Origin of the sequence: Nonomuraea sp. NPDC050680 (genome assembly GCF_040654555.1) — a bacterium.
Lineage (GTDB): Bacteria > Actinomycetota > Actinomycetes > Streptosporangiales > Streptosporangiaceae > Nonomuraea.
Genome location: NZ_JBFAIF010000001.1, coordinates 679,491 through 705,717, shown reverse-complemented (window position 1 = coordinate 705,717; position 26,227 = coordinate 679,491). Strand labels below are relative to the sequence as shown.

The following is a 26,227-nucleotide window of genomic DNA, read 5'->3' as shown; positions in this document are numbered from 1 at the left end:
TCTGGGGACGCCATGACAACGACCATCGATGTAGTGCTGCCCTGCCTGAACGAGGAAGCCGCCCTCGCCTGGGTGCTCGAACGGATGCCGCCGGGCTACCGCCCGATCGTGGCCGACAACGGCTCCACCGACTCCTCGGCGAAGATCGCCGCGGAGCTGGGCGCGCTGGTGGTGAGCGAGCCGCGGCGCGGGTTCGGAGCGGCCTGCCACGCGGGGCTGCTGGCCGCCACGTCCGAGCTGGTCTGCTTCATGGACGCCGACGCTTCCCTCGATCCGCGGCAGCTGCCCGAGGTCGTCGCCCCGGTCCTGGGCGGGCAGAGCGATCTGGTGCTCGGCAGGAGGGTGCGCCGGCCTGGCGCGTCGTGGCCGTCGCACGCCAGGCTGGGCAACGCGGTGCTGGCCGCGAAGCTGCGCCGCCGTACCGGCGCGGCCCTGCACGACCTGGGGCCGATGCGGGCCTGCCGCCGGGCCGAACTCCTCGCGCTCGGGCTGCGGGACCGCAGGTTCGGCTACCCGCTGGAGATGGTGCTGCGGGCGGCGGGCGCCGGGTGGCGGATCGCCGAGGTCGACATCGACTACCTGGCCCGTCGCGGGCGGTCGAAGGTCACTGGGACCGTTCGCGGGACCGTTCGGGCGATCTCCGATATGCGAGCCGTCCTGCGAGACGGATGACGGCGGCGACGAGCCCGGTCCCGGCCAGGACGATCAGCAGGTTGAGCGCGTAGTCGTGCGGCAGGATCGACGGGTTGTCCGCCCGCCTGCCCAGCGCCAAGACCGTCGGCAGCGTCGCGAGCGTCGCCATCCCCGCCACGATCAACCATGCCCTCAGCGCCGCGCCCGCCCTGGCCACGAGTACGCCGGCGAGCAGCACCGCGGGCGCCAGCACGGCGTCGTGCGCGATCAGGACGCCGCCGAACCACAACGCCCAGCCGGGCGGGTCGCTGTCCATGAGCAGCCCGGCGAAGCCGAGCGCCACCAGGGCGCCGCCGAAAGCGTATCCGAGCCACCTCATGACACCCTCACCTTCGTGACCCATTTGGTCTGCATGACCCCGGGCCGGTTCGGTGCGATCAGCCGGACCGGGTAGCCGTGGTCGGCGTCCAGGGTCCGGCCGTTGATCTTCAGTGCGAGCAGGGTCAGCGGATCGTTCCAGTGTGGTGGCCGGATCTCGCTGCTGCGGTAGTAGCCGTTCTGTTCGAGCGACTCGACCGTCAGGAACGCCTCGGGGGAGCCACCTGCCTGGGCGATCAGGTCGCGCAGCCGGATTCCGGTCCATTCGCACTCCACGCTCCAGCCCTCCACGCACGAGATGGGCAGGCTGACCGTGTGCTGCGGCAGTCGTACCAGATCGGCGTAGGTGAGGGAGAGCGGCGTGCGGACGGCGCCCGTCACGACCAGTCTGTAGCTGCCCGGATCGCTGATCGCCCCGGTGATGCCGGCGGCAAGCGCGGACCTGTTCACGGGCACACCCTGGGAGCCGATGCGCGGGTTGCGCGGCGCCAGTACGGCCAGCCGGTCCAGCGGGGCGACGGTCTCGCCCGCGGTGACCAGGGCGGCCACGCCGCAGGCGGCGGCGATCGTGTACAGGAAGCGACGGCGGTCAGGGTCCTGAACCCTGGTCCACAAGTGTCGCCGGAGCTTGGCCCACTCGTTGACGACGTGGACGACGAGCGCGCCGTAGACGATGAAAGCCGTCCAGTAGTGCGCCTGGATGAATCCGAACGGCCAGGCGTAGTCGTAGGCGATGTTCATCAGCCCGGTGACGAGCTGGAACAGCGCCCCCGCCACGAGGAGCAGGACGAACAGCCGCTCGGCCGCGTGGCCCGCCGAGCGCAGCGGCGGCCACTGCCACAACTTCGGGTAGACGGCCCACAGTTTCGCCAGGAGCAGCGGCACCGTGGCGATGCCGCCGATGACGTGCAGGCCCTGCGTGACGCGGTACAGGTTGACCGGCCGCGACGGCCACAGCAGCCAGGGGGGCGGATGCTGGGTGAAGTGGCTGAACAGCCCCGTCGCGAAGGCGAGCGTGAAGCTGATCCCCAGCCACATGCCCAGCCTGGCCGACACCTGCTCCGACCTCAGGCGGCTGGTGAACCTGGCCGAGAGCGTCTGGATGAACATTATCGTGCTCCTGCCTCCTCGAGGGTCCGGGTCGCACGCCTCTGTCGTACGGCCCAGCCCGCGACGACCGCCACCGTGGCCAGGGCATAGGCCAGGGTGGACGGGCCGAACTGGTAGGTGACCGCGCCTGCCAGCGCCACGCCCAGCCACTCCCATCGCCCGTCCATGGCGGCCAGCGCGACGACCAGGAGCGCGTACCAGGAGTAGGCCGGGGTGAGCAGCAGCAGGAGCGAACCGCTGACCAGCAGCGCCCCCGCCCACGGGCGGTCCGGGTCGCCATGGCGTAGCACCAGCCAGATCACCAGCGCCAGGACGGCGATGGCGGCGAACGGCGTCCAAGAATCCGGCATGACCAGCCGCAACACCCCGTACCGCGCTCTCGCCGACGGCGCCTCGTAGCCCTCCTCCTGGAGGTAGCCGAACAGGTAGCCCAGCACGGAAGCGCGCGAGGCGAGCACGTACGGCAGATAGGCCAGCACGACGACGGCCCCGGCGGGCAGCACAATGGCCAGGACACGCCGCCAGGCGACGCCGTCGCGCAACACCCCGGACAGCGCGCCGGGAAGCGTGACGGCCGGCAGCAGCTTGGCCGCGATCCCGGCGCCGAGCAGCGCTCCTCTGCCCCGGACCACGCAGAAGGCGAGCACCACCAGCAGGACGCCCAGCATGTCGACGTGCGCGTTGTTGACCGCCTCCGCGGGCACGGCCGGGCACCACGCCCAGCACGCCGCCTGTCTGACGCCGATCCATCGCAGCAGTGCCAGCAGCACCGCGATCGCCATCAGCGCGCCACCCACCTGGTACGGCTTGTGCCGTGCCCCGTCCGGCGACAACCAGTGCACCAGCCGGAAGTAGCCCTCGGCCAGCGGCGGGTAGATGGTGTGCACGAGCGGCCGGTTGATGCGCGTGCAGACTCCCTCCGCCACGCGGGCGCGGTCGGGCGCCGCGCAGTCATCGGGGAAGAGCCAGTCGTCGCGCAGCGGGCCGAGCGCCGGATCGGCCGGCGCGTAGTCGTACGGCGAGTGCCCGGCTGCCTGCACCCGGCCGTCCCACGCGTACCGGAAGGAGTCGGTGCTCGTGCTCGGCGGCGCGACCAGGCCGGTGGCGGTCACCACGATGCCGCCCGCCACGACCAGCAGGGTCAGCTCCCGCTTCGGCACCTTGCGCGCCCACCAGAAGGCGGCCGCGAACAGCCCCCATGCCAGCAGGTACCAGCCGAGCAGGCCGGGCCTGCCCAACGCCATCCTGATCAGGACGAGCACCAGGGCGACAAGCGTCGCGCCGGCGAACGCCGTGTGTCTGCTCACGAACCGAGCGTGTCACCCCTGGCCCGCTGGGGACCGCCGCCACGGCCACCCGTAACAACCCCGTAAGAGACAGCGTAAGAGCCGGGCACCCGTAACAACCCCGTAAGAGTCGCCCCAGGTCACCGGCTCTACTGTCGGACCATGAAGATCACTCCAGGGGCGGCGCAGCTCGTGGTCATCGCCAAGGAACCCGTCGCGGGCCGTGTCAAGACCCGCCTGACGCCACCGTTCACCCCGGGCCAGGCGGCCCGCCTGGCCGAGGCGTCGCTGGAAGACAGCCTGACCACCGTGGCACGGGCGCCCGCCACCCAACGTGTCCTGGCCCTGGACGGACTGCCCGGCAACTGGCTGCCCGACGGCTTCGTGGTCATCCCGCAGCGCGGGAACGGCTTGGACGAGCGCCTGGCCGCCGCCTTCACCGATACCTACCGGCTTCGCCCCGAGCCGGTCGTGCTCATCGGCATGGACACCCCGCAGGTCAGCCCGGCCCTGCTGCGCGCGGCCACCAGCGCCCTGGCCGGGCACGACGCGGTCTACGGCCCGGCCTCCGACGGCGGCTTCTGGCTGCTCGGCCTGCGCCGGCCCGATCCCCGCCTGCTCCTCGGCGTGCCCATGTCCCAGCCGTACACCGGCCGCGCCCAGCTCGACCGGCTCGCGGAAGCCGGCCTGAGCGTTCGGCAGCTGCCAGAGCTGACCGACATCGACACCGCGGCCGACGCCTTCCACGTCGCCGCCGAAGCTCCCGCCTCCCGCTTCGCGGCGACACTGGCCGAGGTGGCGCCGCTGGCAGGGGTGACACCATCGGCCCAGCTGACGCCCTCGGCCCAGCTGACGCCGTCGGCCAGGGTCGCACCGCCGGCCGAGGCGGGTGCGCGCCGATGATGGGCGAGATCTACGCCGAGGCACTGTCCGGCGCCACCGTCGAGGTCGAGCACGCCGACGGGACACGCCGGCCGCTGAACGTGGCCAGTTGGTTCGAGCCGATCGACGGGGACGAGGCGATGCTGAGCCGGTGTACGGGCCCCACGCTCGACATCGGGTCGGGTCCCGGCCGGCTGACTGTCGCGTTGAGCCATCGGGGCGTACACGCTCTCGGCATCGACATCGCGCCGCGCGCCGTACACCTGACCCGGCGAGCGGGCGGATACGCGCTGCTCCGAAGCGTCTTCGACGTGATCCCCCGGACGGGAAGCTGGCAGACCGCGCTGCTCGCCGACGGCAACATCGGCATCGGCGGACATCCACGCGTCCTGCTGCGCCGGGTGCGCGAGCTGGTACGGCCGGGCGGCGAGGTCGTCGCCGAGGTCGAACCCCCGGGCGTGACCAGCCGGGTCGACCGCGTCCGCCTGCGCCGTGCCGACATCGCGGGGGACTGGTTCGCCTGGGCCGTGGTGTCGGCCGACGACATCGGCCGGCTCGCCGAATCCAGCGGCTTCGACCTCGCCGAGAGCTGGCAGGAGCAAGGCCGCTGGTTCGCGGCCCTGCATCCAGTGGGGTGACCAACGCAACCGATCGGCAGCCGCGGCGTTCGGGCGATCCACGCGGGGCTCGTGGCCGGCCACGGTCCGGGCTGTCAGGTTCGGCGGGCGTGGGACGCGAGCCGGTCGGCGAGCGCGACGACAAGGTCGCGTAGTTCGCCGGGACGCTCGATGACGAACGGCCGGTCCAGCGCGGCGAGCACCGCGGGCAACCAGTCGAGCCGTTCGGCCCGTAGCTCGACGCGCAGCCAACGCTCGGCCGCCGGATCCTGGTCCGCGGTGGGGGAGATCTCCGCCACGCTCGCGAGGCTCGCGGGAAGGCGAGCGCGGATCTGCTCGACCGTCCCGTGTATCCGCAAGGTCACCTCGTACCGGTAGGAGGCCGTGGCGAACCCCGACAGGACCCGCTGCGCCGGGTCCGGTCCGGCGGGTACCTCGAAGGAGCCGGGCAGGGTTCTGGCGTCGGTGACGCGGTCGAGGCGGAAGGTCCGGTTCTCGCTGATCGAGGGGTCCGCGCCGGTGACGTACCAGCGGCCCGAGTGGTTGACGATCCCGTACGGGTGTAGCGTGCGGTCGCTGCGCCGGCCGTCCCGATCGGTGTACCTGATCGAGACGGGACGGCGGTGGCGTACCGCGTCGGCGATGGTGAGCAGGGTCCCGGCGTCCGGGGTGACCGGCTCGCCGGCCGGCTTGGTGAAGGCGAGCGATTCCAGGACCGTGTCGAGCCCGCGGGTGAGACGTTCGGGAAGCACCCGCCGGATCTTGGCCGCCGCCGTCTCGCTCGCGGTGTCGGTCGCCGTCGCCAACCCCGTACGCCGACCGGCGATCAGGCCGAGCAGCACGGCCAGCGCCTCGTCGTCGTTGAGCATGAGCGGCGGCAGACAGTAGCCGCGGCCGAGACGGTACCCGCCGTAGCGGCCACGCACCGCCTCGATGGGTATGCCGAGGTCGATGAGCTGGTCGACGTAGCGCCGCACGGTGCGGCCGTCGACCCCGAGCCGGTCGGCGAGTTCGGCCATCGTCCGGGTGCCGCCGGACTGCAGCAGTTCCAGGAGGGTGAGCACGCGGCCGGTAGGTCGGGACATGTCTGCGAGCCTACGTCCGATAGTGGACCGATTCTGTCCAGTATTGGTCGTAGCGTGTGAAGCGCCAAGGCACCACGACTAAAGGAGGAACGTCATGGACTTCGTTTCGATCCGCATCATCACCGGTGATGTCGCCCGCCTCGTCGAGTTCTACGAGAAGGTCACCGGGGTACGGGCGGCCTGGTCCACCGAGGACTTCGCCGAGCTCAAGACCTCCAGCGCCACGCTGGCGATCGCCGGCACCCGCACGGTTCCGCTGTTCGCTGCCGGGTCCGCCCGCCCGGCCGACAACCACAGCGTGATCATCGAGTTCCTCGTCGACGACGTGGACCGCGTGCACCAGAACCTGACCGAATTCGTCACCGACGTCGTCGCCGAGCCCACCACGATGCCCTGGGGCAACCGGTCGCTGCTGTTCCGCGACCCGGACGGCAACCTCGTCAACTTCTTCACTCCGGTCACCCCCGCCGCCGTCGCCAAGTTCACTCGCTGACGCTGTCCGCCTCTGATCCGCACCGCAGTGTCTAGATCTCGTCCGCGTCGTCACATGGCGTAGGCCTTGGTGACGGAGATCTTGGTGTCGCCGAGGAACAGCCAGCCCGGTGGGGCGATGAAGCCCGGAAGTGCGGACATCTCACGGGGATTCCGGCTCACATCGGTGACCCGCAGCCGGATCTTGCCGCCGGGAGCCTTGACGGTCAGCGACGCCTCGACACCCGCCGGTCCCGGGGCGTGGAAGACGAAGCCCGCCGGATCGACCGTTATGGAGCGGCCCTCGACGGTCAGCGAACGCACCGTCGCGGTGTCCCCGTCCACCCGCAGGCCGACCGTGTCCGCTCCGCGCTCGGAGTGGATCCGGACGCGCAGGGTCCGTACGCCCTGCTGGGTCGTGTCCGCGAGCACCCGCAGCGAGGGCGCCTGTAGCGCGGCGGCCTTCGCCGGGCTGATGAGCTTGGACGCGCCCCACGGCTCCGCCGGCGGCCGGCCGGCCGCGACGGTCCCGCCATAGCGCCGGGCCCACTGGTCGGGCGCCTTCGAGGTCAGCCAGACGGCCTTGCCGGTGTCCGCGTCGAGGCCGTACGCCAGGCTGGTTCGCCGTGGGTGCTCCTTGTCGATCGGCTCGACCAGCAGCCCCGCCGCCACCAGGGCGATGGAGACGACCAGCGCGATCAGCGGGATCAGCGGGGACCGCCTGCGCGGCCAGACCACCTCGATCAGCGGCAGCAGGAGGCCGCCGAACAGGATCATCAGCGGCATGGGGGCGTAGCCCGCGTACTGCAGGCCGGTCGGCAGAGTGCTCCACGCGCTGGGCAGCAGGATCAGGGCGCCCGGTACGAGAGCGGCGGCGAGAGTCAGGACGCGCCACCGCGGCGGGCAGCGGAGTGCGGCCAGCCCGCCCAGCGCCGCCCCCAAGGCGGGCCAGGCGGCCAGGTGCGACGCTCCGGGCGACACGATGCCGAGTCCGAAGCCGATCAGGGCCGCCCAGGTCAGCATGCCCAGCGCCAGTTCGGCGGTGCCGACGCGACGGCGCAGCAGCGCGTACCAGGCGATGAGGATCGTGCTCGCGAGCATCAGTACGGCGAGCCACAACAACTCCGGCCGATACGGCGTCGTGGTGGCGGTTCCGCTGAGTTCGGGCCGGATCATCTTGAGCAGGTCCCAGAAGAAGACGCCGACGCCGACCCCGGCTCCGATCGGGATCAGGGCGAGCGCGGTGCCGAGGAGCGTGCGCCGCAACGTGACCACGCCCCGGCGGCGGGCCAGGAAGATCAGTGTCAGTGCCGCCAGCAGGGCGACGGCGCCCAGCAGGCAGGCCGCCCAGGTCGGATAGCGAACCAGCAGGCCGGGCGGGAGGTTGAAGTAGACCAGGTCGTTCCCGGTGGTCAGCCGCGCCAGGTCGGTGCCGCCGAACGCGCGCACGAGCGCCAGCGTGTTGTCGCCCATCTGCTGCAGTGCCGCGAGATCGACGTGCGCGGGGTCGTCGAGAACGCTGTGGTACAGCGTCCCCGCGTTGGCGTAGGCGGAGTCCAGCACGGCCATCCCGCCGGGTTTGAAGGCGGTGAAGTCGGTGTCGTTGTTGAGCAGTTTCATCAACTCGGCGTACACGGAGTCGGCCACGGGCATGGGCGCCGCCGATCCGAACATGGAGATCAGGCCGGCGTTCGACTCCGTGCTCCGGAACATCAGCACCGGCCCCTTGGCCCCGCGCGCCTCGTTGTTGAGCACCACGCTCCGCCCCTGTGCGAGCGGGTGTTCTTTGACGAACGCCTCCGAACCCAGCAGCCCGGCCTCTTCGGCGTCGGTGATGAGGAACACGACGTCGTTGCGCAACCGTGTGCCGTCCGCGACCAGCGCCCTGGCCGTCTCGATCGCGCTCGCCGTACCGGCCCCGTCGTCGTTGGCGCCCGGTCCCTCGGGGACCGAGTCGTAGTGGGCGGTGACGAAGACCCGGCCCGTGGGAGCGGTCCCGGGTATCACGGTGACGATGTTGAAGACGCGCCCGGCGGTGACGGGGTCGCCCTGCTCGTCGATAGGTGAGACGCCCACCGCCTCCTGCACCTCGGGCCGCAGGCCCAGCCGCCGCAACTCACCGACCAGGTAGTCGCGGACCCGGGTGTGCTCGGCCGTGCCGACGGGGTGGGGTTTGACGGCGAAGCGCTCGACCTGGGCGAAGGCCCGCTGCGCGCTGAATTCCCGGACCGGGGCGGTGGCCGGGCTCACCGCGGTGGGGGTGATGTCCCTGATCGCGCCGATGGCGATCAGCAGGAGCACGCCCAGGGCCAGAAGCCCGGCAACGAGTGAGCGCCGTCTCGATACGTGCTCGTCTGATGTCATCCTCGGTCACTCCTCGAGCTCGTGTCCTGTGTGTCCCCTTGTCGCGGCATCGGGGTCACGGCGATGGAGTATTGCAGAAGAAATGCTGCAGCGAAAATTCTGCAATATGGAAGCGAGGGGCGGTAGGCTCGCTGCGTGGCGAACAGACCGTCGATCCGGCAGCTCAGTGATCCAGGTGCGCACAAGGCGCTCGGCCATCCGCTGCGACAGCGGATCCTGCGACATCTCGGCATCCACGGCCCGGCCACGTCCACCACGCTCGGCCGGGCGCTCGGTGAGAACACCGGGACGCTCAGCTATCACCTGCGCCAGCTGGAGCGCAACGGGTTCATCGAGGAGATCCCCGAGCGGTCGAACGGAAAGGAGCGCTGGTGGCGGCAGATCAGCGCCGACCTGAGGTGGCCCCCGGCGGGTGAGATGGACGAGGAGTCACAGAAGCTCCTCGACGAGATCACCGAGTTCAAGGTCGACCAGGAGCTCGAACTCGCCCGGCGCTTCTTCAGGGACCATCGGCGGTACGGCGAGTGGGCGAAGGCCTCGCGCGGGCTCACTCACCTGACCCGGGAAGAACTCGACGAGTTCTTCGAGGCGTACATGGAACTGCTGTCCAGATTCGGCCGCGCGCAGGAGGACGCGTCACCGGGAGCGCGGCCGGTGTTCCTGAGATTCTTCACGATGCCCGCCTCCGAGGACCCACCGTCCTGACGGCCGGTCTCAGCGGAAGATCGTACGGTCAGCGCGGGGTGGCGGGCCCGACCGAGCCTCGGACCACGATGTGGGTGCCCAGGACGACGTGCTGGGATTGCCGGCGGTCGAGCGCGAGCCTGACCGCGGTCCTGCCCAGCTCTTCGGTGGGGATGCGTACGGTGGTGAGGCCGGGGGAGAGGTCGGCGGCGAACGGGATGTCGTCGTAGCCGGCCAGCGACACGTCTTCGGGCACGCGTAGCCCGGCCTCGCGCAGTGCGGCGAGCACGCCGATGGCGACCATGTCGGTGGCGGCGAAGACGGCGGTGAACTGCGCGCCGAGGGTGATCAGCCGGCGGGCGGCGGTGTGTCCGTCGGCGCGGCCGAAGCCCGCCGGGACGATCAGATCCGGGTCGTAGGGCACCCCGAACGACTCGTGGGCCCGGACGAACCCGCGCACCCGGTCGAGCTTGGTCGTGCTCGCCTGGCCGGGGTGGTCGGCGCCGATCAGGGCGATGTGCCGGTGTCCCTGGGAGAGCAGGTGGCTGGTCATGGCATAGGCGCCGCCCTCGTTGTCGTACTCGACCACGGTGGTGGGCACGTCGTCGCCCAGTGGCGGCCGCCCGCACAGCACGAGCCGGGAGCCGGCCTTGTCCAGGGCGTGGGCGAAGTGGGACATGCGTTCGCGGTAGGCGTCGTCCAGCGTGCCGCCGCCGACCAGGATGACCGCGTCGGCGCGCTGCTCACGCATGGCCTCGACCACGGCCAGCTCCCGGGCGGGGTCGCCGTTCGTGGCGCACACCATGCACAGGCGTCCCTCGGCGGTGGCCTGCTGCTCCACGCCCTTGGCGACGTAGGCGAAGGACGGGCCGGTGACGTCGTCCAGCACGAACGCCACCATCTTGGTGCTGGCCCCGGACAGGGCGCGGGCGTGCACGTTGAGCACGTAGTCCAGCTCCCGCATGGCCCGCAGCACCCGTGTCCTGGTGGACTGGGCGACCGGGTAGTCCCCCTTGATCACCCGGGACACCGTGGAGGGGGAGACCCCGGCCCGGGCGGCCACGTCGCGGACGGTGGCCCGATCGGCATTCATCAAGCCACCCGGTCCAGGTCGTCAGCGGTCACCCGGTGCGCCAGAGGCTGCCCCGCGCTCAGGCGTTCCAGCTCGTCCAGGACCAAGGTCCCCATGCGGGCCACCTCGTTGCCGTGCGAGCCGGCGATGTGTGGAGTGAGAAAGACGTTCGGCAGGTCGAACAGGGGCGAGGCGGGCGGCAGCGGCTCAGGGTCGGTGACGTCGAGGATCGCCGACAGCCGCCCGGACTTCAGCTCGGCGACCAGCGCGTCGGTGTCGACCAGCGATCCACGGGCGGTGTTGATCAGCACCGCGCCGTCCGGCATCAGCGCCAGCCGGGTGCGATCCAGCATGTGCCGGGTCTCCGGGGTGGCGGGCGCGTGCAGGCTGACGATGTCGCTGCGGCGCAGCACCTCCTCGAGCGAGGCTCGCCGCACTCCGGGAACCCGGGTGTACGGGTCGTAGAGGCACAGGTCCAGATCGTACGGCGCCAGCAGTTCGATCACCCGGCGCCCGATTTGTGAGGCGCCCACGATGCCGACCCTGCGGCCGTTGTTGCCGACCAGCGGCTCGATCTTGGCCAGAGTGAAGCCGCGTTCGCGCCGGTAGCGCTCGCCCAGAGCGAAGACCCCCTTGCCCGCCAACAAGATCGTGCCGACAGTGTACTCCGCGACCGGGACGGCGTTGGCCGCGGCCGCCGAGGAGACCAGCAGGCCGCGTTCCCAGCCGGCGGGGGCGACCAGGCCCTTGACCGAGCCGGCGGCGTGCAGCACGGCCCGCAGGCGGGGGGCGGCGGCCAGCACCGCCTCGTCCAGCGGCGGGCAGCCCCAGCCGGTGATGAGGATCTCGGTGTCGGCCAGGTCCACCCGCGGATCGTCGAAGCGCTCGGCGACCAGTGTCACGTCGATGTCGGCCAGTGTGTCCAGCCGCCGCAGCAAGGGCGCGGGGAAGAGCAGTGCGAGGTGTTCCTCGCGCATGGCGAACAGCGCCTTCGGGCGTGGGGACACGGGGTAGGCCCTCCATTCGATAGACATCGGTTTCTACGCTAGAGGTACGGTCGCTTTCGGTCAACGGATGGCGTTGCAGCAGGGCAGCGACCCATTTGTAACGTATCTGTAACGCGGCCTTGTAGGTAGACGTCACTCAGTCGTAGCGTTCGCAGCGACCGGTTTCTATCGCACTTTGAGAGTCAGCTGCTGCCCCTCAGACGGGACTTAGGTGATGAGCACGCTAAAGACGAGGCATGAGTCTCGGACGAGTCCGCCTTCCGGGCCGCCCGCACGCGGACGCCGTACACGTGGCAAGGTGACGGGCCGGACGAGCTGGTCGGTCGGGCTGCTCGCGCTGCCGGCAGTCGTCTTCTTCCTGGTCTTCAACTACCTGCCGATGGCCGGGCTGGTGGTGGCGTTCAAGGAGTTCGACGTCAACCTGGGGATCTTCGGCAGCCCGTGGAACGGGCTGGCGAACTTCGCCTACTTCCTGGAGTCCGGGGACGCGGCGCGGATCCTGTTCAACACGCTCTTCCTCAACGTGCTGTTCCTGGGCGCGACGCTCGCCGCCGGGATCGTTCTGGCGATCATGCTGAACGAGATCCGCGGCACCTTCTTCAAACGGGCCTCCCAGTCCGTGGTCTTCTTCCCCTACTTCGTCTCCCCGGTCGTGATCAGCATCATCCTGCAGGTCCTGCTCGCCGGGGCCTCCGGCGGGGGAGGAGCGGTCAACGACGCCATGACCGGCTTCGGACTGCCCACGGTGGACTGGTACACCGAGCCGGGGCCGTGGCCGTGGATCCTCACCGTGGTGAAGGTCTGGCAGCTCGGCGGCTACCTCAGCGTCATCTTCCTGGCCGCGATCACCGGCATCCCCGAGGAGGTCTACGAGGCCGGGATGATCGACGGAGCCTCGCGGGCCCAGATGGCCTGGCGCATCACCTTGCCGCTGCTCAAGCCCACCGCCGCGGTGCTGCTGGTGCTGGGGGTCGGCCGGATCTTCTACGGCGACTTCGGCACCATCTACGCGATCATCGGCGACAACGGCACGCTGTTCGAGAACACCGATGTCATCGACACCTTCGTCTTCCGCGCCCTGCGTCAGCTCGGCGACTTCGGCACCACCGCCGCGATCGGCCTGTTCCAGTCGGTCGTCGGCTTCATCCTCGTGGTGATCGCGGTGCTGATCCAGCGCAAGTACTCCAAGGAGACCAGCATCCTATGAGCGGCAGAAAGCTGGAACCGTTCACCGTCTTCAGCATCATCGGCGTCGGCCTGGCCGTGCTGTGCTGTGCCATCCCCTTCTGGCTGATCATCTCGGGATCGTTCACCAGCGAGTCCGAGCTGGCCACGACCGGATACAGCCTTTTCCCGGTCGATTTCGATCTCACCGCCTATGAAATGATCTTCACGGGTCCAGCGGTGCTGGACGCCTACCTCGCCAGTGTCTTCATCACCGTGGTGGGCTCGGCGCTGTCCCTGGCGGTGACCTCGGGCCTGAGCTGGGTGATCGCCCGCCGGGTGCCCGGCATCAGCCGGCCGCTGACCGTCTTCTCCTACCTGCCGATGCTGTTCTCCGGCGGCCTCGTCCCCCTCTACCTGCTGGTGACGCAGTATCTGCACCTGCAGAACAGCTACTTCTCGGTCATCCTGCCGCTGCTGGTCATGCCCTTCCTGGTCTTCGTCCAGGTCAGCGCCTTCCGGCAGCTGCCGGAGTCGATCTTCGAATCGGCCAAGATCGACGGCGCGGGCGAGCTGCGCATGTTCTTCACGATCGCGTTGCCGCTGTCCAAGCCGATCCTGGCCGTCGTGGGCCTGTTCTACGCCGTGCACTACTGGAACGACTGGTTCATGGCGCTGCTGTTCATCGACGACGTGCACAAGTTCCCGCTGCCGCTGGTGCTGCAGAACCTCATCTCCAACATCTCGTTCACGCAGATGCTGCCGCAGCTGGCCGAGACGGCCACTCCCGTCTACCAGCTCCGGCTGGCCCTGACCACCGTCGCCATCGGGCCGATCCTGCTCGCCTACCCCTTCGCCCAGCGCTACTTCGTCAAGGGCATCACCCTCGGCGCCACCAAGGGCTGATTCCGCTCCCCCCACCTTCTGGAGTCACCATGTCCAACCCCACCATGTCCCGGCGCGGCCTGCTGGCCGCCGGCGGCGGCCTGTCCGTAGCCGCCTTGCTCGCCGCCTGCTCCTCCCAGCCGAAGGCCGCCGGCAACCAGGCCGGCGGCGCGCTCGCCTTGAGCCTGCTGCTGCCCGGCGACCTGCCGGCCGGCTGGGACGCCGTGCTGGCCGAGGTCAACAAGAAGCTCCAGGCCGACCTGGGCTTCACCATCAAACCGCAGTTCATCCCGTGGACCAGCTACGGCCAGCAGGCGCTGCTGAAGTTCACCGCGGGGGAGAAGTTCGACACCGCGCTGCAGGCGCGCTGGCTCAACATGACCCAGCTGGCGGCGAGCGGCTCGATCGTCGAACTGAGCAGCCTGCTGGCCGGCGGCAAGTACCCCAATCTGACCGCCACGATCGACCCGAAGATCATCGAGTTGAACCGGTGGAGCGGCAAACTCTACGGCCTGCCCCAGATCAACTCGGTCGCTCGTTTCCACCACTTCAGCATCCGCCAGGACCTTGCCGACAAGTACGGCATGAGCGACATCACGGATTTCGCGGGGCTGGAGAAGTTCTGGTACGACGTCAAGCAGAAGAACAAGGACATCATCCCGATCGGGCTGACCTCCCGCATGCCCAAGCTGCTGGTGGCGTGGAACCCGGTGGGCTGGCTCAACCCCTACATGTGGGAGAACCCCACCATGAGCCTCGCCTCCTTCACCGGCGAGTCGCTCAACTTCGTGCTGGCCGCCGACGGCAAGCAGACCGGCTCGTCCCACCCGCTCCCGTTCTGGGAGGCCCCGGGCATGATGGACGCGCTGCGCCTGGTCCGCAAGTACTACCAGGACGGGCTGTTCAACAAGAACGCGCTCACCCTCGACTCCAAGGCGCTGGACTCCCAGTTCAAGGCCGGCCGCGTCGCCACCACCTGGGCCATGACCGACGGCCTGTCCTCCGCGGCCCTGCCCGAGCTGACCAAGAATGTCCCCGGCGCGATGATCGCGAACGTGATGCCGCTCAAGGGCGGCGAGAACGCCAAGCCGTACCAGACCTTCCAGAGCGACAACTTCGTCGTGCTCAACGCCAAGGGCCAGAGCAACGAGAAGGCCATGCAGCTGCAGGACTGGGCGTCGATCAAGGAGAACCACGACCTGCTCAACTACGGCATTCCCGGCAAGGACTGGAACCCCGTCGGCGACGACAAGTACGAGAAGGTGTCCACCTACACCTTCCCCGGCTTCGGCCTCGCCTGGCGGGCCAAGCTGGAGCGCCGGATCAAGGAGATGACCGAGTCCGAGGCCAAGTGGTTCGACTGGGCGCAGGACATCGACAACTTCACCATCGACCCATACGCCAGCTTCGTCCCCGACCCTGAGCCGGTGAAGCGGGAGAACGCCCAGGTCACCGCCGCCATGACGCAGTTCGCCAACCCGCTGTTCATCGGCGCGGTGGACGTCGACCAGGGCCTGGACAAGTTGAAGAAGGCGCTGGACAGGGCGGGTCTGGCCAAGCTCCAGGCGGAGATGGCCAAGCAGGCCGACGCGTATCTCAAGGGTCAGTAAGCGGCGACAGAGCACACCAGGACGGCGGCTCGGGCTGCCGGACATAGGAGAGAGGCACCCCCCATGAAGCCTGAGCTGTCCCGGCGTGCCCTGCTGCGCGCGACCGGCACCGGCGTCGCGGCCGCCGCGAGCTGGAACCTGCTGACCGGGCCCGCGGTCGCGGCCGCCCGCACCGGTCGGCCGTTGGATGTGGTGATCTTCGGCGACGCGGCGTCGGAGGCCGCCCACGCCGTCACCCCGACGGGGTCCGACGTGGTGGCGGGGGAACTGGGCCAGAGCGCCCGTGTGCTCAACCCCCAGACTCCCGCGAGTGCCTGGGGCGGCACCGTCGCCTGCACCGTCAAGTGCGTGCCGGATGGCACCACGTACGTGACCATCAAGCTCTGGGGCGGCGACCGCGCCCCGACCGAGGCCGACCAGTCGCGGCTGCAGTTATTCGCCGAGGGCAAGCAGGTCGGCCACTACCATCTGGGCGCGGTCGACCCGCTGGACATCCTCAGCCTGGACGCCCACTCGCCGGGGCGTTTCCATTACCACACCCTGCCGCTGCCCGAGGCGATGACCAAGGACAAGGAGCGGGTCACGCTGGAGATCCGGGCCATGGGCCGGGTCTGGGGTTACGGGCAGAACGCCGCGGAGTTCTACCGCGCGCTGACCAGGCCGACCCGCCCCTTCTACCGCGTCTACACGCACAAGGAGCCGTATTTCCCCGGAGACGGCATCCAGGGCCCCGCGCCCGAGGCGGCCGTCCGCCCCGAGCTGGGACCCGAGATCTTGGAGACGATCAAGGCCAGGGTGCTCAAGGAGCACGGCGGCTGGCTGGACGGCAGCGCCGCCTCCATGGACTCCTGGGCCTACCTCAGCCTGGCCGAAGGGTACTTCTATCCCGACAGTCCCGCCTACCAGAATCCCGACGCCATCGACCAGGTGCTGGGCGCCATCGACGCCCGCTACACCAAGTGGCGCACGGACCCGGCCGTGCTGACCGCCTCCGACCAGCAGTGGGAGGGCTTCGGTAAGGTGGGCCACGTGCTGGTCCTGCTCAAGGACGTGCTGGGCGACCGGCTGGAGCGGAAGATCGGAGCCAGGACCGTGGGCGCGCCCAATCCCGGCTTCGAACGCGGCGGCACGGCGCCCGCCTCCTGGACCACCACCCGCTGGGCCGGTACGGCCACCTGGCTCTGGGACGACACCGTCAAGCGCAGCGGCTCCCGCTCCGTCAAGGTCGTCGCCGAAGTGGGCGCGGCCGCCGGGTGGAGCACCTCCCAGAACCGCACGCTGATCGGCCAGGGCAAGCACCGCTACGGCGTCTGGGTCAAGACCGAGAATGTCGCCGCCCCCGGCGCCTACCTCGACGTCCTCTTCTACGACTCCGCTGGGAAGATCGTCGGCACTGACAACAAGTTCTACGCACCCTCCGGCACCGACGACTGGACGCAGATCACCGCCGAGCTCACCACCCCGGCCACCGCCACCGAGCTCCGGCTGGACGTGCGGGTCCAGGGCGGCGGCACCGCCTGGTTCGACGACGTCGAGGTCACCCCGCTGGAGGGTGCCACCGAGCCGGACCAGGGGGATCTGCCGGTCCGGCGCGACGCGTACACGAAGATGATGACCGAGTCGATCGCGTACTGGCGACAGCACATGCCGCACTACAGCAACCAGGTGCAGATCTGTGCGCTGGGCATCTACCGCTGCAACCGCGGCCTGATGCTGATAAATCCGGACAAGGCGCCGATCACCGAGGAGAAGGCCCGCGACTACATCCACCAGGCCGTCGGTCTCAAGCCCTTCCTCGGCAGGGAGGACGTCTCAGGAACCCCCGGCAAGCCGCTGGGCGAGCACTTCTATCAGGCTACGCGGAAGGGACTGACCAAAGAGCTGGGCTACGTCGGCAGTTACGGTGAGGTCACCTGCTGGCTGGTGCAGCTGTACGAGGCGGTCACCCGCTTCGACGGCGTCAAGGATCCCGAGCTCGAGGCGCAGCTGGTCAAGATGATCAACGCGCGCGCGGTCTTCCGCTACCCCGAGGTCGACAACGACGGCTACCGTACCCTGCGCCTGGAGGCGGCGGTCGGCTGGCGTGACGACCACTATCCCGGCATCGTCACCTACGCCCAGCGGGTGGACTGGGACGGCCACCCGCTCATGGCCTCCGCAGTCTTCGATGACCCCGCCATCGTCGGCCACGGCAAGCGCATGGTCGCCGACAACCAGTTCCTCAGCAGCCTTGACCTGCTGCGGGACCACTCTTGGTCGCGGGTCGGGGTGGTCGCCCTGCGCCTGCTCCAGCGGGACTGGCCCGCCTTCGACGCGCGTACGGAGGGGCCGCGGTCCTTCCCGATGGACTGGGACGCGCCCGGCTTCGTCTTCTCCGACGAGGAGAACGGCGTCGTCGCGATCAAGAACGGCAAGGAGATCCTCTACGCCTCGCTCTATTGGCGAGCCAGGCAGGCGGTGAACGACCTGGCGCGGGTGCACCACATCACCCCGGACACCCACCGCATCGCCACCCTCCGCCAGCAGTGCTCCGTCACCCCGACCGGCGAAACCTGGACCGAGCGGGACTGGCTCTGCTTCAACTTCGCCATCAACGACCCGGCCGCCTCCCACATCCCGCCCGGCGGCTTCCCGCCTCCCGGCCCCGAGCTGCACCAGGCCTTCGCCGGTGAGGTGCTCAAGGTCGGCCCGTACCCGGCCGACGTGCCCGACCCGGCCCTCGGCGTGGACTTTCCCGGTGTCGAGAAGCTGTTCGTCGGCAGGGCGCAGTTCTACCGCTGCTCGTATGGCCGCTATCTCATAGGCATGAACACCTCCGAAGATCGTTCCAGGCGGCTGTACACCACTGGCCCCGGCTACGCGCGTGACCTGGTCACCGGCCGCCGGATTCGCCTCGGCGGCCCGATCGAGGTAGAACCGCTCAGCACAGTCGTGCTTTTCTCGGAGGAATGAGCTTGATCCGCAATCCCGTCCTTCCCGGCTTCCACCCCGACCCGTCGATCGTGCGGGTAGGGGAGGATTACTACCTGGCCACCTCGACCTTCGAGTGGTATCCCGGCGTACGCGTCCACCACTCCCGCGACCTGGTGAACTGGCGGCCGCTCGGCGGCATCCTGACCGAGCGCGGGCGGCTCGACCTGTCCGGCGTGCCGGACTCCGGTGGCGTCTGGGCGCCCGACCTGACCTACCACGACGGGCTGTTCCACCTGGTCTACGGCGTGATGGACAACTACGCCCTCGGCTACAAGGACATCGCCAACTACCTGGTCACCGCGTCCTCGATCGAGGGGCCGTGGTCCGACCCGGTCCGGCTGCCCGGCCGCGGCTTCGACGCCTCCCTCTACCATGAGGACGGCCGGAGCTGGCTGCTCAACATGGTCTTCGACTCCCGCCCCGGACGCGGGTTCGCCGGGATCGAACTGCAGCCCCTCGAAGGCGGCGAACCCGAGCTGATCCTGCCCAACCGCAACATCACCGAGGGGCCGCACCTGTACAAGATCGACGGCTGGTACTACCTGATGGTGGCCGAGGGAGGCACGGGGTACGAGCACGGCGTCACGGTGCTGCGTTCCCGTTCGATGGCGGGGCCGTACGAGGAGGACCCGGCCGGGCCGATGCTCACCTCGCGCCACGACCCGAGCCTGGAGCTGCAGAAGGCGGGCCACGGCTGCCTCGTCGAGACGCAGACGGGGGAGTGGTACCTCGCCCACCTCGTCGGCCGCCCGTACCACAACCGCACCTGCGTGCTCGGCCGCGAGAGCGCGCTGCAGCGTGTGGAGTGGGTGGACGGCTGGCCGCGCGTGGCGGGCGGCGTGCCCGCCGTGGAGGTGGTTGCGCCCGCGCTGCCCGCCCATCCGTGGCCGGCGGCCGACGGCTGGAACGGGCTGGAGCAGGACTGGAGCACGCTGCGCCGGCCCCCCTCGCCGGACTGGCTGACCGCCGACCACGACGGCCTCACCGTGCACGGCGGTCAGTCGCCGTACGGATTGCGCGCCCCGAGCCTGGTCGCCCACCGAGTCACCGCCCAGAAGTGCTCGCTGGAGGCGGTCATGCGGTTCGAGCCGGGCACCGTCCATCAGTCCGCCGGCATCGCCGCGTACTACAACTCGCGTAACTGGTTCTATCTCGCGGTGACCACCCATGGGCTCGTGCTGACCAGCAGCGACCGGGGCGCCCGCACCGAGCACCTGCTCGGCCCCGTGGCAGGCGAGGTCAGGCTGCGCGTGGAGTTCGACGGGCCGGTCGTGCGCTTCAACCACGGCCCCGAGCTGGACGCGACGATCCTGTCGGACGAGCATGCCGACGAGCGCATCGACGGCCAGATGCGGGCTTTCGGCTTCACCGGCGCGTTCGCCGGGTTCTGGGTGCAGGACCTGGCGGGCGAGGGCTGCACGGCGCGCTTCGAGCAGATCCGGTATGAAGCCGCACGTTGAGATCCGGGGCCACGATGGGCCCGCGCTGCTCCTGGTGCACGGCTGGGGCAGAGACCATCGGACGTGGCGCGCCCTGGACTTCGGCGAGCGCCGGGTGAGCGCGGACGCGGCGTCGCGGCAGCTCGGGCCGCTGCCCGGGCCGATCGCCGAGCAACTGGCCGCCAGTGCCCCGGCATCTCGACACGTCCTGGCGGATCTTCTTGCGCTCTCGAGGCATGGGCTTTCCTAGCTGCGCCCGAGGGTGCTCTGGCGGGGGATCAGCCGGTGCTTGGCGAGCAGCTCGACGCCGGCAACCGGCTGGGGGCCGCTGATCCGCATGATCAGTCGCTCAACCGCCAGTTGGGCGATGGCGGTTTTGTCGGGGGAGATCGTGCTGATCGTGGGGTGGCTGTAGCGGCCGTCCTCGATGTCGTCGTAGCCGATGATGGCGATGTCCTCGGGAACGCGCAGCCCGCGCTCCAGGATGGTGTGGATGGCGCCGGAGGCAACCAGGTCGCTGTAGCAGAACACCGCGTCGGGCGGGTCATCGCGGTCAAGGAGTGCGGCCATCGCGGTCGCGCCGTCGGCCCGGTTGAACCGGGGGGTTCTGATGATCAGTGACTCGTCGACCGGCAGCCCGGCTGCGGCGTGCGCGTTGTGAAAGCCGCGCGTGCGCAACTGGGCCGCTTCGCCGGTCGCGTACGGCTGGTCGCCGATGGCCGCGATGCGTTTGCGGCCGAGTGAGATCAGATGTGAGACGGCATCCTGCGAGGCGGCGACGTCGTCGATTCCGATGTGGTCGAACGTGCCGTCGCAGACCCGTTCGCCGAGCACGACCAGGGGCAACGACAGGTCGCGCACGGACAGGTCCTGCTGGGACAGGCCGAGCGGGCTGATGATCATGCCGTCGAACAGGAAGCCTCGGGAGCCGCGCCTGATGAGCTCGCCCTCGTGCTGCCGGTCGCCGTCCGTCTGGTCGATGAGGACGTTGTAGCCGCTCTTGCGCGCGGCCGGAATGATGGCCTGTAAGAGTTCGGCGAAGTACGGGGTGTCCAGGTACGGCACGACGACCGCGATCTGACCGGAGCGGCCGTTGGCGAGGTTGCGGGCGAGCACGTTCGGCCGGTAGCCGAGTTCGGCGATGGCGCGCTCGACCTTCTCCCGGGTGGCCGCCGTCACGTGGGCGTAGCCGTTGACCACGTTCGAGACCGTGCGGGGCGAGACCCCGGCGAGCTCGGCAACGTCACGCAGCGTGGCGTCCCGCACGAGGTTCCTCCTGAGTGTAGGGGGCACTCATGTGCCCTGATGTAACGATCATATTTCGGAGATATTGCCTCTTGCCAGAGCCGGAGGGTCAGTGCATAGTCCTTTGCAGCGCTGCAAATGCCAACATACAACACAGCTTGCCCAGCGTGGGAGCTTCCCCTCCCCGCGTCATCCGCCGCGCGAGCGCGACATTGCATCCTCCATCCGCCGAGAACCTGTCCGGTGGCATCGACGGCCACGGTCCTCCGGATTGTTCCCGACCGAGTGCGCCCGTAGGCGAGCGTGCAGGGATCGTGTGCGCACCGCCGCGCGGATCGCAGGCCGGCAAGTTCACCCAGGAAGGCCGGAACATTGAGCTTTAGGAACAAGATGGCGCTTCGACGTCTTGTGGTCACGATGTCCATCTCGTCCATCGCCCTTGGCGCGGCCGCCTGCGGAAGCGGTGGAGACGGCGGTGACACCGCCGCCAAGGCCAAGCCGACGAACTGCACCAACAAGATCGTCCGCCCGGATGCCGCCCGCGTCACGGTCTGGGCCTGGTACCCCAACATGGCCAAGGTCGTCGACAACTTCAACAACGCGCACACCGACGTGCAGGTTTGCTGGACGAACGCTGGTCAGGGCGCCGCCCAGTACGCCAAGTTCCAGACCGCGATCGCGGCGAAGAAGGGCGCGCCCGACGTCATCATGCTGGAGAGCGACCAGTTGGTCGGCTTCGAGATCCAGGACGCCCTGGTCGACATCAGCGCCTATGGCGCCAACGAGGTGAAGGCCAACTTCAGCGACGGCGCCTGGAAGGACGTCTCGCAGGGCGAAGCCGTGTACGCGATACCGGTCGACGGCGGCCCGATGGCGATGATCTACCGCACGGACGTCTTCGAGAAGTACGGGATCAAGACGCCGCCGAAGACCTGGGCCGACTACGCCGAGGCCGCCGCGAAGGTGAAGGCCGCGGGCGGTCCGCTCTTCGGCGATCTCGGCAGCAACGTGCCGGCCGTGGTGACCGCCCTGATGATCCAGAAGGGCGCCAAGCCGTTCACCTACGACCTGGCGAACAAGCAGAACATCACCATCAAGCTCGACGACCAGGCCACCAAGGACGTGCTGAACTACTGGGCCGACCTGGTCGGCAAGAAGCTGGTCGGCACTGCGGACCAGTTCACCACCGACTACATCGCCGGTGTCGTCAACGGCAAGTACGCGACATACATCTCCGCGGCCTGGGCCCCCGGATACCTGACCGGAGCCGGCGTGGGCAGCGGCGCGTCGAAGGGCAAGTTCGCCGTGGCGCGGCTGCCTCAGTGGGATGTCAACGCGCCGGTCTCGGTGAACTGGGGCGGCTCCGCCTTCGCGGTGACCTCGCAGGCCGCGGACAAGAAGGCCGCGGCCAAGGTCGCGACGGGCCTCTACGCCGATGACGCGTCGCTGACCGACGGCTGGAAGACGCAGACCATCTTCCCGCTGAACCAGAGCGTGCTGAAGTCCGACGCTTTCATCAACAACAAGGTCGAGTTCTTCAACGGCCAGACGGCGAACAAGGACATCTACCTCCCCGCGGGGGACGCCTACCAGGGCGCCACGTACAGCCCCTTCACGGTCTACTACTACGCCCAGCTCCAGGCGCAGATCGTGAAGATCAACAGCGGCAAGACCACCGGCGACCAGGCGGCGACCGAGCTCCAGGACATCATGGTCAAGTACGCCAAGAGCCAGGGCTTCATCGTTCAGTGATCCGCCGACCGGACGGGCGCCCGCTGCTCTGCTCCTCCGCAGTCGGCGGTCGCCCGATCCTCGCTCGTGACGCGACGACGCCGCAAAGAGAGACGCGAACCGCCATGGCCCTCACCCGATCGACACCACCCACACCGCTACGCGCAAGCACCGGCACGCGGCACCGAGCCGCCTCGGCGCCACCAGGCCGCCGATTGGCGCGGCGTGGTGCCGTCGGCTGGCTGTTCATCCTGCCGTTCCTGGTGGTGTTCCTGGTCTTCCTGATAGCGCCGCTGCTCTACGCGGGCTACCTGAGTCTTTACACCAAGGGACTCGCCACCGGGACCGCCTTCGCGGGCATCGACAACTACATCCGCGCGTTCACCGACCCGTCCTTCCTCACGGGACTGTGGCTGGTGCTGCGGTTCAGCCTCGTGGTCATCCCGCTGCAAATGATCGTCGCGCTGGCGGCGGCACTCCTCTTCGACGAAATCACCGGCCGGCTCGCCCGCTTCTCCCGCCTGATGATCTTCCTGCCGTACGCGGTGCCCGCGGTGATCGGCGCACTGATGTGGGGCTTCCTCTACAGCCCGAGCTTCGGGCCGCTCGAGCAGATCTTCTCGCTGTTCAACACCCAGGCGCCGTTCATGCTCAGCCAGGGCAACATCTTCTACGGCCTGCTCAACGTCGTCACCTGGCAGTGGTCCGGCTATTACATGGTCATCATCTACGCCGCCTTGAAGGGCATCGACTCCTCGATCTACGAGGCGGCCCGGATCGATGGCGCCACCAGCCTGCAGATCGCGCTGCGCATCAAGGTCCCGATGGTGTCGTCGGCGTTCGCGCTCATCCTGATCTTCTCGCTGATCGGCACCCTGCAGTTCTTCACCGAGCCTCAAGCGCTCGGGCCGATCGCCAACGGCTCGGTGACGCCGGACTTCACACCCAACATCTACGCCTTCAACCTGGCCTTTACCTACGCCCAGTTCAACTATGCCTCGGCGATCTCCTTCGCGTTGGGAATCGTCGTCTTCGTGGCGGTCGCGATCTTCATGTTCTTCACCCGCAAGCGAGGGAGCATCTTCACGTGAGCACCGCATCCACCACGCGCGGGTCGAGTCCCCGCCGTGTGTCCACCGGGCGCGGGCGACGTCCCCGCCACGTCTTGGCGAAGCTGCTCATGCTGGCCCTGGTCTGCTACTTTCTCGTCCCGGTCTGGTGGCTCATCGTCGCCAGCACCAAGAACGCCGAAGGGCTGTTCTCCGGTACGGGCGCCCTGTGGTTCAACGGCTTCCACCTGTTCGACAACCTGCGGGACCTGTTCACCTTCAACAACGGCGAATACCTGCGCTGGCTGGGCAACTCGGTGCTGTACGCGCTGGCCGGCGGGATCGGTGCGACGATCATCTCGGTGCTGGGCGGATACGGATTCGCCAAGTACAGGTTCCGTGGGCGCAACGTCGTCTTCGCGCTGGTGCTCGGCTCGGTCATGGTGCCGCTGACCGCCCTGGTGATCCCGACGTTCGTCATGATGTCCAACGCCGGGCTGACCGACACGGTGTGGGCGGTCATTCTGCCCTCGCTGCTCAGCCCGTTCGGCGTCTACCTCATGCGCGTCTACACCGCGGCGTCCGTGCCCGACGACCTGCTCGACGCGGCCCACATCGACGGTGCGGGGGAACTGCGTACCTTCTTCCAGGTGGCGCTGCCGCTGATGCGGCCCGCGGTCGTGACCGTGCTGCTGCTGTCGGTCGTCTCCACCTGGAACAACTACTTCCTGCCGCTGACGATGCTGTCCGACGCGAAGCTGTACCCGCTCACCGTGGGCATCGGCCTGTGGTCGCAGCTGGCCAGCTCGAACAACGGCGGCGGTCAGTCGCTCTGGAGCCTGATCATCATCGGCTCCCTGGTGTCCGTCATCCCGCTCATCATCACCTTTCTCACCCTGCAGAAGCACTGGCAGGGCGGGCTGACCGTAGGCAGCCTCAAGTGAACCTCCCGCCCGACGCCACTCATGACCACATCCCCTCGATCTCTGGGAGATCTGTGCTTTCCGCGACCCTCACCCTCAACCCCGCCTTCACCATCGCACCGGTTTCCCGCCGCACCTTCGGCTCCTTCGTCGAGCACATGGGCAGATGCGTTTACACCGGCATCTACGAACCTTCACACCCCACCGCGGACGCCGACGGCTTCCGTGCCGACGTGCTCGCACTGACCCGCGAACTCGGCGTCTCGCTCGTGCGCTACCCCGGCGGCAACTTCGTCTCGGGCTACCGCTGGGAAGACGGCGTCGGCCCGGTCGCGGACCGGCCCGTACGGCGCGACCTGGCCTGGCACAGCCTGGAGACGAACGAGGTCGGCATCGACGAGTTCATGCGCTGGGCGCGCAAGGCCGACGTCGAGATCATGTACGCGGTCAACCTCGGTACCCGCGGCGTGCAGGAGGCCCTGGACGTACAGGAATATCTCAACCATCCCGACCGGACCCGCCTGGCACTCATGCGCCAAGCCAACGGATCCGCGGAACCGTACGGTGTGACCATGTTCTGCCTCGGCAACGAACTCGACGGCCCCTGGCAGACCGGGCACAAGACCGCCCGAGAGTACGGCCGGCTCGCCATGGAGACGGCCCGGGCACTGCGCAGCGCCGAGCCGTGGCTGGAACTGGTGGCCTGCGGCAGCTCCAGCTCCTCCATGCCGACCTTCGCCGCCTGGGAGGCAGAGGTCCTCGAGCTGACCTACGACGCGGTCGACTACATCTCGGCGCACGCCTACTACGAACCGATCGACGGTGACCTGGGCAGCTTCCTCGCCTCGGCGGTCGACATGGACCACTTCATCAACAGCGTCGCCGCCACTGCCGACAGCGTCGGCGCCAAGCTGAAGAGCTCCAAGCAGCTCAAGATCTCCTTCGACGAATGGAACGTCTGGTACCAAAGCACCTTCCAAGCCACACAGGAGACCGAGTGGCAGGTCGCCCCCCGGGTCATCGAGGACTGCTACAACGTTGTCGACGCCGTGGTGGTGGGCAACCTGCTGATCTCACTGCTGCGGCACAGCGATCGAGTGACCGCCGCCTGCCAGGCCCAGCTGGTCAACGTCATCGCCCCGATCCGCACCGAGCCCGGCGGTCCCACGTGGCGGCAGACGATCTTCCACCCGTTCGCACTGACCTCCCGCCTCGCCCGCGGCGAAGTGCTGCGTATAGAGACACAGGCGCCCAGCTACCCGACCGCCCGGTACGGTTCGGTGCCCGTCCTCGACGCCGTGGCCACCCACGACGCCGAGACCGGCGACGTCACGGTCTTCGTCGTGAACCGGCACCTCACCGACGGCATCGACCTGGCGGTCTCACTGGCCGACTTCCGCCCGGGCCTGCGGGTGTCGGAGTCGTACACCCTCGCCGACGAGGACCTGTATGCCACGAACACCATGGACGACCCCGACCGCGTCGTCCCCGGCCCAGCGAAGGACGCGGACGTCACCGACGGCATCTTGCGGGCAAGCCTGCCGCCAGTGTCCTGGACCGCGATCCGGCTGTCCGTCGACTGACCCGCACGGCCGAGGAGGGAAACCGAAACGCGATCG

Annotated in this window: 23 protein-coding genes; 15 read left to right on the top strand and 8 right to left on the bottom strand. The window is 69.0% G+C overall.

The window, feature by feature from the left end:
• Positions 1-12: 12 nt before the first annotated feature.
• Entirely contained in the window at positions 13-672 is a 660-nt protein-coding gene (locus tag AB0H88_RS03380) for a glycosyltransferase family 2 protein (RefSeq protein WP_357640686.1), read from the top strand.
• Here the strand turns inward: AB0H88_RS03380 and AB0H88_RS03375 are convergent.
• The 3 genes from AB0H88_RS03375 to AB0H88_RS03365 are packed head-to-tail and all read right to left on the bottom strand — an operon-like array spanning position 605 to position 3,428.
• Positions 605-1,012 carry a hypothetical protein gene (locus AB0H88_RS03375; protein WP_357640684.1) on the bottom strand — a complete coding sequence of 136 codons (408 nt, stop codon included), beginning with the start codon at positions 1,010-1,012 and terminating at the stop codon, positions 605-607. The two genes, AB0H88_RS03380 and AB0H88_RS03375, sit on opposite strands and share 68 nt — an antisense overlap.
• Positions 1,009-2,121, bottom strand: a complete 1,113-nt coding sequence (locus tag AB0H88_RS03370) for a molybdopterin-dependent oxidoreductase (RefSeq protein WP_357640682.1) — start codon at positions 2,119-2,121, stop codon at positions 1,009-1,011. Before AB0H88_RS03370 ends, AB0H88_RS03375 begins: the two co-directional genes overlap by 4 nt.
• Entirely contained in the window at positions 2,121-3,428 is a 1,308-nt protein-coding gene (locus AB0H88_RS03365; protein WP_357640679.1) for a hypothetical protein, read from the bottom strand. Before AB0H88_RS03365 ends, AB0H88_RS03370 begins: the two co-directional genes overlap by 1 nt.
• A gap of 141 nt (positions 3,429-3,569) precedes the next feature.
• On the opposite strand from AB0H88_RS03365, the gene AB0H88_RS03360 reads away from it, so the two are divergent.
• Both AB0H88_RS03360 and AB0H88_RS03355 read left to right on the top strand, forming a co-directional pair.
• Entirely contained in the window at positions 3,570-4,310 is a 741-nt protein-coding gene (locus AB0H88_RS03360; RefSeq protein WP_357640678.1) for a TIGR04282 family arsenosugar biosynthesis glycosyltransferase, read from the top strand.
• Entirely contained in the window at positions 4,307-4,927 is a 621-nt protein-coding gene (locus tag AB0H88_RS03355; protein ID WP_357640675.1) for a methyltransferase domain-containing protein, read from the top strand. The genes AB0H88_RS03360 and AB0H88_RS03355 overlap by 4 nt, the downstream gene beginning before the upstream one ends.
• 74 nt (positions 4,928-5,001) lie before the next feature.
• Here AB0H88_RS03355 and AB0H88_RS03350 read toward each other — a convergent pair whose 3' ends face one another.
• Complete coding sequence (locus AB0H88_RS03350; protein WP_357640672.1) at positions 5,002-5,991, bottom strand: YafY family protein; 990 nt, start codon at positions 5,989-5,991, stop codon at positions 5,002-5,004.
• 94 nt (positions 5,992-6,085) lie between these two features.
• Here AB0H88_RS03350 and AB0H88_RS03345 point away from each other — a divergent pair, with 94 nt between their 5' ends.
• On the top strand, positions 6,086-6,484 hold the full coding sequence (locus tag AB0H88_RS03345) for a VOC family protein (RefSeq protein ID WP_357640669.1): 399 nt from the start codon (positions 6,086-6,088) through the stop codon (positions 6,482-6,484).
• Positions 6,485-6,534: 50 nt separating this feature from the next.
• Here AB0H88_RS03345 and AB0H88_RS03340 read toward each other — a convergent pair whose 3' ends face one another.
• Complete coding sequence (locus AB0H88_RS03340; protein ID WP_357640667.1) at positions 6,535-8,826, bottom strand: M20/M25/M40 family metallo-hydrolase; 2,292 nt, start codon at positions 8,824-8,826, stop codon at positions 6,535-6,537.
• Between the two features lie 135 nt (positions 8,827-8,961).
• Here AB0H88_RS03340 and AB0H88_RS03335 point away from each other — a divergent pair, with 135 nt between their 5' ends.
• On the top strand, positions 8,962-9,531 hold the full coding sequence (locus AB0H88_RS03335; RefSeq protein WP_357640666.1) for a helix-turn-helix domain-containing protein: 570 nt from the start codon (positions 8,962-8,964) through the stop codon (positions 9,529-9,531).
• Between the two features lie 28 nt (positions 9,532-9,559).
• Here the strand turns inward: AB0H88_RS03335 and AB0H88_RS03330 are convergent, their stop codons facing one another.
• Both AB0H88_RS03330 and AB0H88_RS03325 read right to left on the bottom strand, forming a co-directional pair.
• A complete protein-coding gene (locus AB0H88_RS03330; RefSeq protein ID WP_357640663.1) occupies positions 9,560-10,603 on the bottom strand; it encodes a LacI family DNA-binding transcriptional regulator in 1,044 nt (347 codons plus the stop codon).
• Complete coding sequence (locus AB0H88_RS03325) at positions 10,603-11,616, bottom strand: hydroxyacid dehydrogenase (protein ID WP_357640660.1); 1,014 nt, start codon at positions 11,614-11,616, stop codon at positions 10,603-10,605. The genes AB0H88_RS03330 and AB0H88_RS03325 overlap by 1 nt, the downstream gene beginning before the upstream one ends.
• A gap of 271 nt (positions 11,617-11,887) precedes the next feature.
• On the opposite strand from AB0H88_RS03325, the gene AB0H88_RS03320 reads away from it, so the two are divergent.
• From AB0H88_RS03320 to AB0H88_RS03295, 6 genes are all read left to right on the top strand, one after another.
• Positions 11,888-12,796, top strand: a complete 909-nt coding sequence (locus AB0H88_RS03320) for an ABC transporter permease subunit (protein ID WP_357640658.1) — start codon at positions 11,888-11,890, stop codon at positions 12,794-12,796.
• Positions 12,793-13,659, top strand: a complete 867-nt coding sequence (locus tag AB0H88_RS03315; protein ID WP_357640656.1) for a carbohydrate ABC transporter permease — start codon at positions 12,793-12,795, stop codon at positions 13,657-13,659. Before AB0H88_RS03320 ends, AB0H88_RS03315 begins: the two co-directional genes overlap by 4 nt.
• 29 nt (positions 13,660-13,688) lie before the next feature.
• The gene (locus AB0H88_RS03310; RefSeq protein WP_357640654.1) at positions 13,689-15,248 is read left to right on the top strand and encodes an extracellular solute-binding protein; all 1,560 of its coding nucleotides are present in this window, start codon (positions 13,689-13,691) and stop codon (positions 15,246-15,248) included.
• Positions 15,249-15,311: 63 nt separating this feature from the next.
• Entirely contained in the window at positions 15,312-18,200 is a 2,889-nt protein-coding gene (locus AB0H88_RS03305) for a hypothetical protein (RefSeq protein WP_357640652.1), read from the top strand.
• Between the two features lie 2 nt (positions 18,201-18,202).
• The gene (locus AB0H88_RS03300) at positions 18,203-19,681 is read left to right on the top strand and encodes a glycoside hydrolase family 43 protein (protein ID WP_357640649.1); all 1,479 of its coding nucleotides are present in this window, start codon (positions 18,203-18,205) and stop codon (positions 19,679-19,681) included.
• Complete coding sequence (locus tag AB0H88_RS03295; RefSeq protein WP_357640647.1) at positions 19,665-19,910, top strand: hypothetical protein; 246 nt, start codon at positions 19,665-19,667, stop codon at positions 19,908-19,910. Before AB0H88_RS03300 ends, AB0H88_RS03295 begins: the two co-directional genes overlap by 17 nt.
• Here AB0H88_RS03295 and AB0H88_RS03290 read toward each other — a convergent pair.
• Positions 19,907-20,926, bottom strand: coding sequence for a LacI family DNA-binding transcriptional regulator (locus AB0H88_RS03290; RefSeq protein WP_357640644.1), 1,020 nt, complete (start codon positions 20,924-20,926; stop codon positions 19,907-19,909). The two genes, AB0H88_RS03295 and AB0H88_RS03290, sit on opposite strands and share 4 nt — an antisense overlap.
• A gap of 396 nt (positions 20,927-21,322) precedes the next feature.
• On the opposite strand from AB0H88_RS03290, the gene AB0H88_RS03285 reads away from it, so the two are divergent.
• The 4 genes from AB0H88_RS03285 (at position 21,323) to AB0H88_RS03270 (ending at position 26,191) form a co-directional block, all read left to right on the top strand.
• Positions 21,323-22,657, top strand: a complete 1,335-nt coding sequence (locus AB0H88_RS03285; protein ID WP_357640643.1) for an extracellular solute-binding protein — start codon at positions 21,323-21,325, stop codon at positions 22,655-22,657.
• A 194-nt stretch (positions 22,658-22,851) separates the two neighbouring features.
• On the top strand, positions 22,852-23,727 hold the full coding sequence (locus AB0H88_RS03280) for a sugar ABC transporter permease (RefSeq protein WP_357640641.1): 876 nt from the start codon (positions 22,852-22,854) through the stop codon (positions 23,725-23,727).
• Positions 23,724-24,629 carry a carbohydrate ABC transporter permease gene (locus tag AB0H88_RS03275; protein ID WP_357640638.1) on the top strand — a complete coding sequence of 302 codons (906 nt, stop codon included), beginning with the start codon at positions 23,724-23,726 and terminating at the stop codon, positions 24,627-24,629. Before AB0H88_RS03280 ends, AB0H88_RS03275 begins: the two co-directional genes overlap by 4 nt.
• Before the next feature lie 53 nt (positions 24,630-24,682).
• Entirely contained in the window at positions 24,683-26,191 is a 1,509-nt protein-coding gene (locus AB0H88_RS03270; RefSeq protein WP_357640635.1) for an alpha-N-arabinofuranosidase, read from the top strand.
• The last annotated feature ends 36 nt before the right edge of the window (positions 26,192-26,227 follow it).

Excerpts from the sequence above, each read along its gene's own strand:
- AB0H88_RS03380 (WP_357640686.1), top strand. The coding sequence starts at position 13 with ATGACAACGACCATCGATGTAGTGCTGCCCTGCCTGAACGAGGAAGCC.
- AB0H88_RS03375 (WP_357640684.1), bottom strand. The coding sequence starts at position 1,012 with ATGAGGTGGCTCGGATACGCTTTCGGCGGCGCCCTGGTGGCGCTCGGC.
- AB0H88_RS03370 (WP_357640682.1), bottom strand. The coding sequence starts at position 2,121 with ATGTTCATCCAGACGCTCTCGGCCAGGTTCACCAGCCGCCTGAGGTCG.
- AB0H88_RS03360 (WP_357640678.1), top strand. The coding sequence starts at position 3,570 with ATGAAGATCACTCCAGGGGCGGCGCAGCTCGTGGTCATCGCCAAGGAA.
- AB0H88_RS03355 (WP_357640675.1), top strand. The coding sequence starts at position 4,307 with ATGATGGGCGAGATCTACGCCGAGGCACTGTCCGGCGCCACCGTCGAG.
- AB0H88_RS03350 (WP_357640672.1), bottom strand. The coding sequence starts at position 5,991 with ATGTCCCGACCTACCGGCCGCGTGCTCACCCTCCTGGAACTGCTGCAG.
- AB0H88_RS03345 (WP_357640669.1), top strand. The coding sequence starts at position 6,086 with ATGGACTTCGTTTCGATCCGCATCATCACCGGTGATGTCGCCCGCCTC.
- AB0H88_RS03340 (WP_357640667.1), bottom strand. The coding sequence starts at position 8,826 with ATGACATCAGACGAGCACGTATCGAGACGGCGCTCACTCGTTGCCGGG.
- AB0H88_RS03330 (WP_357640663.1), bottom strand. The coding sequence starts at position 10,603 with ATGAATGCCGATCGGGCCACCGTCCGCGACGTGGCCGCCCGGGCCGGG.
- AB0H88_RS03325 (WP_357640660.1), bottom strand. The coding sequence starts at position 11,616 with ATGTCTATCGAATGGAGGGCCTACCCCGTGTCCCCACGCCCGAAGGCG.
- AB0H88_RS03315 (WP_357640656.1), top strand. The coding sequence starts at position 12,793 with ATGAGCGGCAGAAAGCTGGAACCGTTCACCGTCTTCAGCATCATCGGC.
- AB0H88_RS03310 (WP_357640654.1), top strand. The coding sequence starts at position 13,689 with ATGTCCAACCCCACCATGTCCCGGCGCGGCCTGCTGGCCGCCGGCGGC.
- AB0H88_RS03305 (WP_357640652.1), top strand. The coding sequence starts at position 15,312 with ATGAAGCCTGAGCTGTCCCGGCGTGCCCTGCTGCGCGCGACCGGCACC.
- AB0H88_RS03295 (WP_357640647.1), top strand. The coding sequence starts at position 19,665 with ATGAAGCCGCACGTTGAGATCCGGGGCCACGATGGGCCCGCGCTGCTC.
- AB0H88_RS03285 (WP_357640643.1), top strand. The coding sequence starts at position 21,323 with ATGTCCATCTCGTCCATCGCCCTTGGCGCGGCCGCCTGCGGAAGCGGT.